The sequence below is a fragment of the Rheinheimera sp. EpRS3 genome, from assembly GCF_001513785.1.
Taxonomy (GTDB): Bacteria; Pseudomonadota; Gammaproteobacteria; order Enterobacterales; family Alteromonadaceae; genus Alishewanella.
Window position 1 is genome coordinate 424587 of sequence record NZ_LNQS01000008.1, and the last position, 13602, is coordinate 438188.

The following is a 13602-nucleotide window of genomic DNA, read 5'->3' on the forward strand; positions in this document are numbered from 1 at the left end:
ATTGAAATAAAGTAGAGATAGTTGCCGATAGCACAGCCACAGACCTTTTCGCGTTAGCGAAGGCGGATAACAAATTCGTCCGGAACGAATTTGGTCAGCGCAGCTGGTCCGCCTGGTGGAGGGCATGATGCCCGTAACCCTGCTGTGGCGAGCAGAGCGGCAACTATCTCGTGCTACGAAGCTGGCACTTAGCAAATCTGTGGGCAAAGTGATATTCAGGTCAAGGTGTTGCACTAAGGCTACGCTATCGGTGCAGTACTCCCTGATTCTGGATCAAAGCAATATTATCAGGGTTTAGTTTCAGGGTTCAGGCTTACTTTCTGCCCAACCGCTACGCCATATTTGGCAAACCAGCCGCGCGGCATCTCCAGCGCGGCGATTACCGGCTGCTGCGATGGCACTGGCGTTTCATCATAAGGCTCAAGCGTAATCAGCTCTGCAATAGTCCAGTTGGCATCAATATATGCCACATCCAGCGGCATAGCGGTATTTAGCATCCACAATGCAATTTCTCGCGGCTCGCTATACAGCAATAACATGCCGGGGTCTGCACTTTGCTGAAACATCAGCCCCTGCGCGCGCTTTTGCGGTGTATCTGCCAGCTGCACCTGAATTAATTGCTCCCCCAATTGCAACGGCACCAGGCTGAATACTTCCCGCTCATCTGCCGGTACAGCACAGGCCAATAATGGCATTGCCAGAGCCAGCATAACTAAAAATCGTTTGATCATCGGTTTATCCTTTTAACAGGTAACTTAAGGCAATACCGGCAAAAACCAGCATGCCTACATAGTGATTATGTAAAAACGCAGTAAAACAGCCCTGACGACTGCCTCTGGCAATAATATACTGATAAATAAAACAGCCAGCAGCGGCAATAAGGCTGAGGTAATACACCAGATGTAATTGTGCCAGATACCCCACTACAACCAGCAGCAGTAAAGTACACAACTGCAGCAGCACAATAATAGGCAAGGCATATTTGCCAAATAAAATAGCGGTCGATTTAATGCCTACTTTCAGATCGTCCGGCCGGTCTACCAGCGCATAGTAAGTGTCATAAGCCACTGTCCACAGCAGATTAGCCAGGTAAAGCAGCCACAGCAACGGCGGTAATTGCAGCTGAATAGCCATAAACGCCATTGGCATACCCCAGCTAAACGCTGCGCCCAGCACTACCTGCGGCAAATGGGTGTAGCGTTTCATAAAGGGATACACCGACGCCAGCAATAAAGCCACTATCGATAGCAATACCGTCTGCCAGTTTAAAAACAGCAATAAAGCGGCAGATAGCAACACCAACAGTGCAAATAACTGCAGCGCTTCACTACTGCTTATCACACCGCTGGCCAGGGGCCGCTGTTTAGTGCGTTCTACCGCGCCGTCCCATTTGCGATCGGCGTAATCATTAATTACGCAACCGGCGGCGCGCATTAACACCACACCGGCGCTAAACACCAGCAGCAAATACAGCGGCGGCGGGCCTTCGGCAGCCAGCCACAGCGCCCACCAGGTGGGCCACAGCAGCAAATATGTCCCTATCGGCTTATTTACCCGCATCAGTTGCAGGTAATACCCCCGATGGGCCCAGTTCAGCGCCAGTTTCATCACAAGGTGGCTTCCAGTTTACTGATATCAGGCAAAAAGGCTTCAGCTACCAGCAGTGGCTGGCCTTCCAGCTGAAATACTGAGCGACGGACATAACAGCGCGCAGCAATATTCAGCTGCGTCAGCATAACGTCAAGCTGCGCAGCCTCAATAGTGCCGCGATGCAGGCTCTGATGCTGAAAAATATAGTCACCCAATGGCCGTTCGCCTAAATCAGCCAGCGGGCGTAGCGTGGTGATAGTTTGCTCGGGTAACCAGCTTTGCGCATACACACAGGGCATATCGTTACACCATAAAATCACTTCCCGCACCTGCGCTGTGGTAGTGTCAGGTAGCAAAGGTTGTAAAAATTCGGGTAAGACAGCGCTGTATTCCTGTAATACCTGCAGACGAAAATTCTGACAATGCCGCTTTAAACGCGCTGTCAGCGAGGCGGGTTCTAAAATCCACGGCGCTAACGCGACCGGTAACGCCAGGGTATTGGCGTCCTGCCAGTCCCGGGCAAGAGAAATCAGGGGAGTGCTCACAAATATCTATTCTGCAACCAAAAGTCTGGCCGCATCATAGCAACTTCAGGCTGACTTTTCAGCCGTAATCAACACAGAAAAACGGCTTACTGTAAACTCAGTTAGCTGGTAAAATGCCACGCTTAACGCTACTGTTAGTGTCGTTGCCGCCATTTATTCCTCAACCAAAAGTGATACTTATGATCAAAAGCCTGCTGCTTTCTCTGGTGCTGTCAGTGCCGCTGCTATTTGCAACACAACCCGCTGTTGCACAGCAGCCACAAGAAATTGTCTATTACGGTTTTGACCCGGATATCGTGACTAACTATATTTCCGGCAACCGTCGCAGCCTGGGTTATATCCGCGTTACTGTAGAGCTGATGATCGAAGATAAAGCTTATCTGACCGCTATTGAACATCACGAGCCACTGATACTGGATCTTATTATCGGCACCTTCACCAAACAGCCGGAAGATAAAATAAAGTCACTTACCGGCCGTGAAGAAATTCGCCTGGCTATTTTAGATAAACTGCAACAGGCGATGAAAAAAGAAACCGGTAACGCCATGATCAAAGATATTTTATTTACCAAGTATCTATATCAGTAGCACCTGTATCAGTAAGCGCTTTATTGCACATGCTCACGGCCTGTTTGTTTACGCAGCAACCAGGCCCAGCCCATACCGGCTAACAAACCACCCAGATGGGCCCAGTTTGCCATGCTTACCCAAAGCACATCGAAAAACCCCAGTAATAACCATAACAGCATAAAACCCACCAGCCCCGGGCTGATAGATAAACCCTGCGCCGGGTTTAACCGCCCTGCTATCCAGAAATAACCAAATAAACCGTATACCACACCAGATAAGCCGCCAAAATTAGGGTTAACCATAAAGTACTGCGCGGCATTTGAAATAAGCGCCACCGACAGGGTGACATTCAGCAACATTACCAGCCCCAGCCGTTGCTCAAACTGGCGCCCGAGATACAACCACCAGGCCAGGTTAAACACCAGATGGGTTAACGAAAAATGCAACAGCATCGGGGTAAACCAGCGCCACAGCTGGGTGGGCTCAGTAAGCTGTAATGCGCCGCTGCTGCTGCGCCAGTCAAGTTGCTGCCACAGATACACCAACAGACATAACAACAACAGTGCTGATGTTAAAGGTGCCTGACGCCACAGCTCGCGCCAGTTAAAAACCGGCAGGCCATCATCCTGCAATTTTTGCGTATCTGGCTGGCTTAGCTGCCAGGCCGCCGCCTGATACCGCGGATGCGCTGGCTGCTGTAAAAAACGGGCAAATTCCTGCTCTATCCGGGCCAACTGCTCTGTTGCACCATACAGCTCTGCCAGCGTTGGCTGCTGCACTACTGCATTTACCTCAAGCCCCTGGGCTACGCAATAAGCAGCAAACAGTTGTGCCGCCTGAGCAGAATTTAACTCGGCAAATTTATGCACTGTCGCCACTCACAAAAGGCAACTGCTGGCGCCAGCTTTCAAAGCCGCCATCCATGCTGTATACCTGCTCAAAACCTTGCTGGGCTAAATATTGTGCCGCGCCTTGGCTGGAGTTACCGTGGTAACACACCACCACGACTGGCTGCTCAAATTCGTACTGTTGCATAAAGCCAGTTAAGCTGCCATTAGTCAGATGAAAAGCCCCATCAATATGGCCACCGGCAAAGCTTTGCTCATCGCGGATATCGGCAATAACCACTTTGCCTTGAGCCAGTAACTCCGCCGTTTGTGCCACAGAAATATGTTGAAAATCGCTCATGCTTACCCCTCAATGTCAGGTTGGCTATGATACCGCAGCCATCAGGAATTACCAGCCAGACACATCGCAGCACCAACCACCGCAGTTTAATGCTGCTTTAGCAAGAATCGCTGGACAGTGATTAAATTATTGTTAACAATAGCTGCCTGAATTATGTAACCTCGGAGACATCATGACCAGCCTGATTATTCTGGCTATCTTAGTTGCCATAGTATTCTGGGTTATCAGCATTTTTAATCAGCTGGTAAAACTGAAAAACCGCTTTCAGAACGCCTTCGCCCAAATTGAAGTACAGCTGAAACGCCGTTATGACCTGATCCCCAATCTGGTTGAGACAGCTAAAGCTTACATGGCCCACGAGCGCGACACGCTTGAGGCCGTTATTAACGCCCGTAATGCGGCGCTGGCCGGGTTAAAAGTTGCGGCAAACAACCCTGGTGATGCCGGTGCTATCAGCGCCCTAGCCGGGGCTGAAGGTGCGCTGCAAAGTGCTATGAGCCGCTTAAATGTAGTGATGGAAGCCTACCCGGACTTAAAAGCCAATCAGAACATGATGCAGTTGTCTGAAGAGCTTACCAGCACCGAAAACCGGGTAGCCTTTGCCCGCCAGGCTTTTAATGATGCAGTAACCGACTACAACAGCTACAAACAAAGCTTTCCACCGGTGTTGCTGGCCCCAGCTTTTGGCCATGCCGCCGATGCTAAGCTGCTGGAGTTTGCCGACAGTGCTGCCATTCAGGCTGCACCTAAAGTCAGCTTTTAAGCTGCGGCGCAGCAAAATATGAGCAGTAACTTTTTTGCCCAGCAGGATTTAGCCCGGCGTAATACCCGCATTTTAGTGGTGTTATTTACGCTGGCTGTGCTGCTGTTATTACTGCTGACCAATATTATCGCGCTGGTTAGTTTAGGCTTTATCGACCCGTCTTTTTTATCATCGTCCTTAGCCTGGCAAACCCTGCCCTGGCATCTGGTTGGCTGGGTAAGTATCGCTGTGCTTGCTGCCGTAACAATAGCCGTGTTGTTTAAATGGCAGCAGCTAAGGGCCGGCGGTAAAGTAGTGGCTGAATCGCTCGGAGGCATACGGTTGTTACCCGACAGCCAGGACCCGCTACAACGGCGTTTGCTTAATGTGGTAGAAGAAATGGCACTGGCCGCCAATACCCCTGTGCCGCCGGTATATCTGCTGCCAGAACAAAGTATTAACGCTTTTGCCGCCGGTTACAGCCCGGCAGATGCGGTGATTGGTGTTACCCAGGGTTGCCTGGAACAATTAAACCGCGACGAATTACAAGGCGTTGTAGCGCATGAGTTCAGCCACATATTAAATGGTGATATGCGGATGAATATCCGCCTGATTGCTATTTTAAACGGCATCCTGTTTCTTGGGCATATTGGCTATTATATGCTGCGCGGCAGCGGCAGAGCCGGTGCCATACGGGCCAGCAGCCGCTCTTCCGGCAACAGTAAAAACAACGGTGGTGGCATAGTGCTGCTGGCGCTGGGCTTAGTGGTAATAGGCTATTTAGGCTCTTTCTTTGGTAACCTGATTAAAGCGGCAGTAAGCCGCCAGCGCGAATTTCTGGCAGATGCCTCTGCTGTGCAGTTTACCCGCAACCCACGCGGGATCGCCGGTGCGTTAAAAGCCATTGGCAGCCATAGCAGTTCAAGTAAAATTAAAAACCAGAATGCCGACGAAAACAGTCATCTGTTTTTTGGTGAAGCCATCAGCCGTTGGGCAGCTATTTTTGCTACTCACCCACCACTGGCCACGCGGATAAAACGGCTGGAACCCCATTGGAATGGCAAATTCCCCACTGCACGGTCCGCACAAACGGCAGTTGATGCTACCGCTGGCACCAATGAGGCTAAGCCCACTAATGCAGAGCGCTTGCAACAGGCGTTACCTTTATTGCTGCTGCACAGCAGTCGCCAGACAGAGCCGGCTACAGCGCTGGTGTGTTGCTTGCTACTGCAGCAGGATCACGATATCCGGCAAAAACAACTGCAGCTGATTAAAGAGCTGGGATCAGCCAGTTTATTGCAGCAAACCGATCAGCTGTGTGACAGCGTGGCAAACCTGGATGCCCTGCAACAAGTGCAGCTATTACAGCGGCTGATCCCAGCACTTAAAACCTTATCCGAAAGCAAGTTCCGCCAGTTTGAACAATTATTACAAGCACTTATGCAAGCTGCCGCCACTCCGGATATCGGCAGCTGGCTGGCGCGCGAATTTGTAGAGCACAGTGTGGCAGTGCAGTTTGATCCGGCTCAGATAAGCCGCAAGTACTCGGGTAAAACCCTGCCCCAACTAAAGCCTGCAGTTAGCGCACTACTGGCTTTAGTGAGCCAGGTTGCCGGTGACGATGCCAAGCAACAACAAGCCTGGCTGGCTGCTGTGGCCGCATTGCCTTTTACTGCCGACAACACCCGGCCTGATTTCAGTTTTACCAACCTCAGCGCGCAGTTGCCGCACTTGCTGGCACTGGCACCACAACAAAAGCAGCAGCTGTGGCTGGCTATTGAAGCCGGTGTGCGTGCTGATAAACTGCTGGTAACGCAAGAGCAGGCATTACTGCTGGCCTTAGCATTATTACTGGAAATGCCCTATCAGCCAGAGCCATCAGCCGCTTAATAGCCAATATTCACCGCTATTGCATTTATCCTTACAGTTCGCCCTTTAGCATCAGCGTAATTTCAGGTAAAATTAGCGGCCATTTTTTCAGCAGGATAACGTCATGACCGATAATCGATTGTTTCTGATGTACGATACGTCATTTGACGAGATGGACGCTGAAGGCAGCCCGAGTTTTGGCTATGTGCTGGTATTTAACAGCGAAGACGCTGAACAATATCAGGCCGGTGAAAACCCATCATGCCCTGCCGTATCGATGATGTTTACCGATCATGCCGATGGCGCTATCAGTGGTGACTTACTCGGCTGGGCCCATCTGGATGCCGACATTTTCCAGCAGTTCCCATTAGGCCACTTTTTATTATTGATGGAACAAGCCGCCCAGGTTGCCATTAATGCCTACCGGCAGGTTGGCCAGGTGCCCGATCGCTTAATAGCCCAGCACCTTGGCGACGAAGAGCTGATCCAGTTCGATGTGCAATTTAACGATCTGCAGTTGAATGAACAACAAAATGAACAGCAACTGGCACAGCAGTTGATGTCCGGCCGCCCTTATCTCGACTCATAGTAGATATTTTAGTGGCAATAAATACCGTAAAACTGTTTTGCATTTCGTCCTAGCGGCTTTTACTATTAGCCGCTGAGTTGGCAGTTTGTTACCGGAGAAGGTGTTATGGCGCATGCCATTGATATGTCAGCAATTGAACAAGCGCTAGATGGCTTTACCATACCACCACAGCCGGAGATCCTGCAGCATATTCAGCAACAGCTGGATCTGCCGGAGCCCAGCATTAAACGCATTGCAGCACTGATAAACCTCGATATTGGTATTGCCGGCTTTACGTTAAAAGTAGTGAACTCAGCCTTTTTTGGTCTGCGGCACAAAATTACCTCTGTTGAACATGCCTGCAAATTTCTCGGCGTTAACCGGGTATTAAAACTGGTGCGCAGTGTACTGGTGCGTTTTACGCTGTCTGAAGGGCGGCATGACAAATTCAGCCTTAAACTGTGGTCCAGCGCTTTACAAACCGGCAATATCGCCATGACACTGGCCAGGAATTTTAATTTCAGCCAGGACATTCAGGACGACTGCTACAGCCTGGGCCTGTTTCATAACGCCGGTATTGCACTTATTCAGCAACAGGTAAGTAACTACGAACAACTGATGCAGCAAGGCTTGCAACAAGGCCGCGGCTACAGCGAAATTGAAGAACAATATTTTCATACCTGCCATGAGGTATTGGGCTACCTGGTGGCACAGTCATGGGGCTTAACGCCAGAGCTGTGTAATGTTATTGCCTATCACCACAGCCCGGCACTGATGCTGGAAACCGACAGTGAACTGGAAAAACAGCTGTTTGCCTTGCTAAAACTGGCAGAGCATTTTAGTGGCGAAAGCCGTCAGCTATTTAATATTACGCTGGACCCGGAATGGGAGCTGCACAAAGGCGCCATTCTCGAAGCTTTAGATGTAGAGCCGCTGCAATTGCCCGAACTGGCTGAACTACTGCATCGCCAGCACATCAATACCGTTTACTCTGTCTGATATGCCACACCACAAACTGCATTTGCCGGAAAAACGTTGTCCGGTATGCGGCCTGATGTTTAGCTGGCGTAAAAAATGGCAACGTAACTGGGAGCAGGTAACCTATTGCTCTGAACGTTGCCGCCGCCACAAAACGGCCGACCCGGCCCAAAGCTGATGAAGATTATTCTGGCGCCGATGGAAGGCGTAGTCGATCATCTTATGCGCGATATGCTGACGCGTATTGGCGGCTATGACTTATGCATCACCGAATTTATCCGCATCGTAGACCAGAAACTGCCGGTACGGGTATTTACCCGTTTTTGCCCTGAGCTGCAAAACGGCGGCAAAACTTTTGCCGGTACCCCGGTGCGGGTGCAATTACTGGGGCAAGACCCAAACTGGCTGGCCGAAAATGCCGTGCGCGCGGTAGAGCTGGGCTCGCCAGGCGTTGATCTAAACTTTGGCTGCCCGGCCAAAACAGTCAATAAAAGCCGCGGCGGGGCTGTGCTGCTAAAAGAAACCGAGCAACTATACCGTATAGTAAAAGCCGTGCGCGATGCAGTACCGGCTGAATTTCCGGTCAGTGCAAAAATCCGCCTTGGTTATGATGACACCAGCCTAACGCTGGCCAATGCAGCGGCTATCGCTGATGCCGGTGCCAGTATGCTTACCGTACACGCCCGCACCAAAAGCGACGGCTACCGGCCACCGGCTTACTGGCCATGGATCGCCAGAATTAAGCAGCAGATAACTATTCCGCTGGTAGCCAATGGCGAGATCTGGAACGCCGCCGATGCTGCCCTGTGCCAGCAGCAAGCCGATTGCAGCGACATTATGCTTGGCCGCGGCGCGCTGGCTATGCCAAACTTGGCCCAAAGCATCCGCACCGGTGCAGCCGCTATGCCCTGGCCGCAAGTGCTGGAACTGCTAATGCGCTACTCTGAATTTGAGATCAGCGGTGACAAAGGCCAGTACTATGCGAACCGTATCAAACAATGGTTCAGCTATTTAAAGCTGCAATACCCGCAAGCGGCCGACTTATTTCAGCAACTGCGTGTGCTGCGTAAAAGCAGCGATATTCTGGCGACATTAAATCAGGCTCTGCAGCAAAGCCAGCAAGCGTAAGCCAACGCAAAGTTTTTTATAAAGACTATACTCCTCAGACAGTTAGTTTAAGGAGTCCAAGTTATGCCAATACAGGTTGCCGTGCTGAAGGAAAGCCGGCCAGACGAAAAACGTGTTGCCATGGTGCCCGCCGTGGCCGATAAACTTAGTAAGCTGGGCTGTCAGATTAGCCTGCTCAGTGGTGCAGGCCTTAACAGCAAATTACCCGACAGCGCCTATGCAACGGCGCGTTTTGTCAATACAGAACCAGAACTGCTGGCAACAGCCAATATAGTACTGGCAGTACAACCCCCTACAGCGGAGCAAATTAACCTGCTGCCGCCCGGCTGCATTTTGCTTAGCTTTGTTTACCCACACAAAGAACCCGACCTTACCCGCTTACTGCGCGATAAACACATTACCTGCTTTGCTATGGAACAGGTACCACGTATCAGCCGGGCCCAGGCCATGGATGCGCTGTCATCGCAAGCAGCGTTAGCCGGTTATTATGCCGCGCTGCTTGGTGCCACTAAGCTTGCCCGCATTCTGCCGATGATGACCACCGCCGTTGGCTCAATCCGCCCGGCACGCTGTTTAGTTATGGGCCTTGGTGTTGCCGGTTTACAGGCCTTAGCCACAGCACGGCGTTTAGGTGCGATAACTGAAGGCTATGACGTACGGCCCGAAACCAAAGAGCAGGCCGAATCCTTAGGTGCAAAATTTGTTGATACCGGCGTTGATGCCCGCGGCGAAGGCGGCTATGCCCGCGAGCTGACACCAGAAGAGAAAGACAAAATTGCCAGTGTCGTCACCCGGCATATCCAGCAGGCCGATATTGTTATTACCACGGCAGCCATACCCGGGCGGCCTTCGCCGAAGCTGATTAGTAAAACCCAGGTAGATGGCATGAAACTGGGCGCCGTGATCATTGATTTAGCCGCTGAAGGCGGCGGTAACTGTGAATACAGCGTACCGGGTGAAACCATTACACAGGGCCAAATCACCATAGCCGCACCGTTAAATGTGCCGTCGATGCTGGCCGAACATGCCTCAGAGCTTTACGCCAAAAACCTACTGAACTTATTACAGTTATTTATTGTAGATGGCGAAATTAAACTGGATTGGGATGACGAAGTACAGGCAAAAACCGTACTGACGCACCAGGGCGAGATCAAACCGGCAGCGGTTAAAACCGCGCTGGAACAGCAATAACCTACCATTATTTTTGGGGATAACCATGGATTACACCACCACCATCTTAACCGGCTTTGTGGCACTGTATATTTTTATGCTGGCCGCTTTTACCGGCTTTGAAATTATCGGCCGCGTACCGGCCATTTTGCATACACCGTTAATGTCCGGTTCTAACTTTATTCACGGCATTGTTGTGGTTGGCGCCTTGTGGGCGCTGTTAAACGCCAGCTCGTTACCCGAGCAGATCATCGGCTTTGTCGGCGTGCTGCTCGGCGCGGGCAATGCCGCCGGTGGTTATGTGGTAACCGAACGCATGCTACAGATGTTTAAACCTTCCAGCAAAACTAATAAGGAGTAAGGCATGAACGCAGCTTTGCTCATCGACAGTAGTTATTTTATCGCCGCCTTTTTGTTTATCTACGGCTTAAAACGTATGTCTTCACCGCTCACGGCCCGCTCTGGTATTGTCGTTGCCGGTGTTGGTATGGTGCTGGCTGTGCTGGCCAGCTTTTTATACACGCTGGATGTTAACGAGGCCGCCAAACCACACCTTAGTACTAACCTGACGCTGGCACTGATTGCGCTGGCATTAGGCCTTGGCTGGGCGTGGCGTAGCGGCAAAAAAGTAGCGATGACCGAAATGCCACAAATGGTCGCGCTGTATAACGGCATGGGCGGCGGTGCAGCAGCGGCGATTGCCGCCATAGAGCTGATTGGCTACAAAACCCACGGCACAGTGTCACTCAGCCTGGCGGTGCTGGGCGGCTTAATTGGTGCCATCGCGTTATCTGGCTCGCTTATCGCCTGGGCTAAACTGGATGGCCGTATTAATAAAACCCTGCGTTTTTCTGCTTTGCAGCTGGTCAATGGCAGCCTGTTGCTAGTGTTGCTGGCCATTGGCGCTTACATTATCTTGCACGGCGGCATCGTTGCGTGGCCGGTGTTTGCCGTGTTTTTTGCGCTGGCGCTGATTTACGGCGTCATGATGACAATGCCGATTGGCGGTGCCGATATGCCGGTGGTTATTTCGCTGTACAACGCCTTTACCGGTTTAGCCGTTGGCTTTGAAGGCTACGTGCTGAATAATCCGGCGCTGATGATTGCCGGTATGGTGGTCGGTTCAGCCGGATCGTTACTAACACTGCTGATGGCCAAAGCAATGAACCGCTCGGTGGCCAATGTGCTGTTTTCTAACTTTGGCGCCACAAGCGATGAAGCCGAAGGGGATATTGCCGGCAGCCAAAAACCGATTGATGCCAGCGACGCCGGTATTAATATGCGTTACGCCAGCAAGGTGATTATTGCACCAGGCTATGGTTTAGCGGTGGCGCAAGCACAGCATAAACTGTACGAGTTGGTAAAACTGCTGCAGGACGCCGGGGTTGAGGTAAAATTTGCCATTCATCCGGTAGCCGGCCGTATGCCGGGCCATATGAATGTGCTGCTGGCCGAAGCAGGAGTGCCGTACGATATTATCTTTGATATGGAAGATATTAACGGCGAGTTTAAAGAAGCCGATGTTGCCATAGTAATTGGCGCCAACGACACGGTAAACCCGGCGGCGCGCACCAATAAAAGCTCGCCGATTTACGGCATGCCGGTGCTGAATGTCGATATGGCAAAGCAGGTGTACGTAGTAAAACGCGGCCAGGGTAAAGGTTACTCTGGTGTGGAAAACGCGCTGTTTTACGCCGACAACACCCAGATGGTATACGGCGATGCCCAAAAAGTGATGGTATCGATGATCCAGGCGATTAAATCACTCGGAGGCGGCCATTAACCGGCACAAGAAACCGTTACCGGTTTAATTGCTGCTGACACAACTGACCCAGCGTTTGCAGTGCCCGCTCCAGCCGGGCATCCTGCTCTATGGCGCAGTTTAGGCGGATAAAGTTACGGTAGTGCGCGCTACCAGTCACAGCAGCGGGTGAGAATATAACCCCCGGCGCTATGCTGATATGCTCTGCCAGCGCCTGCTGTGCCAGCGCGTAACCATCTACTGCGTGTGGCAGTTCTACCCAGAGCACAAAACCACCCTGCGGCTGGCTAACGCGGGTGCCGGGTGGAAATAACCGGCCAATACTGCTGCTAACGCGCTGCACCGCAGCTTCGTACTGTGGCCGTACCTGACGTAGATGCCGTTCATACTGGCCACTTTGCAACACCTTTGCCACCGCTAATTGTGGCAATGCAGCGGTACTTATATTACTAATAAACTTCAGGTATTCCAGTTTTGCAGTGTGTTTTGGTGCTATTACCCAGCCCAGACGTAAATCCGGCGACAGCGTTTTGGAAAAAGTGCTGCAGTAAAAAATATCCTGCTGTGGCGCCAGCGCTAAACAACTGCCCGGCCTTGGCCCGGCAAAGCCTAAATCGCCGTAGGTGTCATCTTCTATCAGCGGTATACCACGTTTTGCCAGCAACTTCAGTATGCGCTTTTTATTGGCGTCAGGTATCAGGCTGCCCAGCGGATTACTGTAATTAGCAATCAGCACACAGGCCTTTACCGGCCATTGCTCAAGTGCTTGCTCCAATACGTCTGGCGCCATGCCGGTTTGTGCATTAGTAGGCAGCGCCAGCGCTTTTAAACCTGCCGCTTCCAGGGCTTGCAGCAAACCATAAAACGCCGGCGATTCTATCACCACCACATCACCCGGCTGGGTTACCGCGGTTAAGCTCAGCATCAGCGCTTCCTGGCAGCCATTGGTAATAATGACATCGTCCTGCGATACCACAGCGCCATGTAATGCCATACGCCGGGCTATTTCACGGCGTAATTCAGGCGCACCACGGCTGGCTTCATAGCGCATTAAGCGTGCTGGTTCGGTTTTTATTACCTGCTGCAACGCTTTTTGTAGCGCGTGCTGTGGCAGATAAACCGCAGCAGGTACCGCGGCCCCTAAGCGCATATAGGCTGGATCGGCTGCAGCCTTAGACAGCGACAACGCTATTTGCTGGCTGCAGACAAGGCTGGGCACAGCCGCCTGTTGCAGCAACGCACTGCTAAGCGGTGGCGGCTGATGACGCGCTTTAACAAAATAACCACTGCGGTTATTGGCTTGCAAATAACCATCAGCCTCCAACCGGCGGTAACTCGCTACCACAGTGGAAATACTCAGCGAGCGGCGCTTGGCCAGTTCGCGCACACCCGGCAGACGCTCGCCACAGCCATACTGGCCCAGCTCTATTTGCTGTTGCAGCTCAGCAGCCAATTGTTGATAACGAAAACTCACACACCCTCCTTTGGTTTCA

At 51.6% G+C, this 13602-nt stretch carries 16 protein-coding genes; 10 read left to right on the forward strand and 6 right to left on the reverse strand.

Features of this window, described 5'->3' with window-relative positions:
* Positions 1-287: 287 nt before the first annotated feature.
* From AR688_RS10585 to AR688_RS10595, 3 genes are read right to left on the reverse strand one after another with little or no spacing between them, the layout of a single operon-like run.
* Positions 288-731 carry a DUF192 domain-containing protein gene (locus AR688_RS10585; RefSeq protein WP_231732037.1) on the reverse strand — a complete coding sequence of 148 codons (444 nt, stop codon included), beginning with the start codon at positions 729-731 and terminating at the stop codon, positions 288-290.
* A gap of 4 nt (positions 732-735) precedes the next feature.
* Complete coding sequence (ubiA, locus tag AR688_RS10590) at positions 736-1608, reverse strand: 4-hydroxybenzoate octaprenyltransferase (protein WP_068233097.1); 873 nt, start codon at positions 1606-1608, stop codon at positions 736-738.
* Complete coding sequence (locus tag AR688_RS10595; protein WP_068233099.1) at positions 1608-2135, reverse strand: chorismate--pyruvate lyase family protein; 528 nt, start codon at positions 2133-2135, stop codon at positions 1608-1610. The genes ubiA and AR688_RS10595 overlap by 1 nt, the downstream gene beginning before the upstream one ends.
* Before the next feature lie 179 nt (positions 2136-2314).
* On the opposite strand from AR688_RS10595, the gene AR688_RS10600 reads away from it, so the two are divergent.
* The gene (locus AR688_RS10600) at positions 2315-2722 is read left to right on the forward strand and encodes a flagellar basal body-associated protein FliL (RefSeq protein WP_068234126.1); all 408 of its coding nucleotides are present in this window, start codon (positions 2315-2317) and stop codon (positions 2720-2722) included.
* Between the two features lie 20 nt (positions 2723-2742).
* Here AR688_RS10600 and glpG read toward each other — a convergent pair whose 3' ends face one another.
* Both glpG and glpE read right to left on the reverse strand, forming a co-directional pair.
* Positions 2743-3573 (reverse strand): rhomboid family intramembrane serine protease GlpG, encoded by an 831-nt coding sequence (gene glpG, locus AR688_RS10605; protein ID WP_068233102.1) that lies wholly within the window; start codon positions 3571-3573, stop codon positions 2743-2745.
* A complete protein-coding gene (gene glpE / locus AR688_RS10610) occupies positions 3566-3892 on the reverse strand; it encodes a thiosulfate sulfurtransferase GlpE (protein WP_068233105.1) in 327 nt (108 codons plus the stop codon). The genes glpG and glpE overlap by 8 nt, the downstream gene beginning before the upstream one ends.
* Before the next feature lie 172 nt (positions 3893-4064).
* Between glpE and AR688_RS10615 the strand changes: the two genes are divergently transcribed.
* The 9 genes from AR688_RS10615 (at position 4065) to AR688_RS10650 (ending at position 12130) form a co-directional block, all read left to right on the forward strand.
* A complete protein-coding gene (locus tag AR688_RS10615; protein WP_068233108.1) occupies positions 4065-4655 on the forward strand; it encodes a LemA family protein in 591 nt (196 codons plus the stop codon).
* Between the two features lie 18 nt (positions 4656-4673).
* Positions 4674-6524 (forward strand): M48 family metallopeptidase, encoded by a 1851-nt coding sequence (locus AR688_RS10620; RefSeq protein WP_068233111.1) that lies wholly within the window; start codon positions 4674-4676, stop codon positions 6522-6524.
* 103 nt (positions 6525-6627) lie between these two features.
* Positions 6628-7092 (forward strand): hypothetical protein, encoded by a 465-nt coding sequence (locus AR688_RS10625; protein WP_068233114.1) that lies wholly within the window; start codon positions 6628-6630, stop codon positions 7090-7092.
* A gap of 105 nt (positions 7093-7197) precedes the next feature.
* Entirely contained in the window at positions 7198-8070 is an 873-nt protein-coding gene (locus AR688_RS10630; protein ID WP_068233117.1) for an HDOD domain-containing protein, read from the forward strand.
* Between the two features lies 1 nt (position 8071).
* A complete protein-coding gene (locus tag AR688_RS19905; protein WP_082694741.1) occupies positions 8072-8227 on the forward strand; it encodes a DUF2256 domain-containing protein in 156 nt (51 codons plus the stop codon).
* Entirely contained in the window at positions 8227-9177 is a 951-nt protein-coding gene (gene dusC / locus AR688_RS10635) for a tRNA dihydrouridine(16) synthase DusC (protein ID WP_068233120.1), read from the forward strand. Before AR688_RS19905 ends, dusC begins: the two co-directional genes overlap by 1 nt.
* A 63-nt stretch (positions 9178-9240) precedes the next feature.
* Entirely contained in the window at positions 9241-10368 is a 1128-nt protein-coding gene (locus tag AR688_RS10640; RefSeq protein ID WP_068233123.1) for an NAD(P) transhydrogenase subunit alpha, read from the forward strand.
* 25 nt (positions 10369-10393) lie between these two features.
* On the forward strand, positions 10394-10708 hold the full coding sequence (locus tag AR688_RS10645) for an NAD(P) transhydrogenase subunit alpha (protein WP_068233127.1): 315 nt from the start codon (positions 10394-10396) through the stop codon (positions 10706-10708).
* Positions 10709-10711: 3 nt separating this feature from the next.
* Positions 10712-12130: an NAD(P)(+) transhydrogenase (Re/Si-specific) subunit beta gene (locus AR688_RS10650; RefSeq protein WP_068233130.1), complete on the forward strand. Its 1419-nt coding sequence runs from the start codon at positions 10712-10714 to the stop codon at positions 12128-12130.
* A gap of 16 nt (positions 12131-12146) precedes the next feature.
* Here the strand turns inward: AR688_RS10650 and AR688_RS10655 are convergent, their stop codons facing one another.
* Complete coding sequence (locus AR688_RS10655) at positions 12147-13583, reverse strand: aminotransferase-like domain-containing protein (protein WP_068233133.1); 1437 nt, start codon at positions 13581-13583, stop codon at positions 12147-12149.
* Positions 13584-13602: the final 19 nt, after the last annotated feature.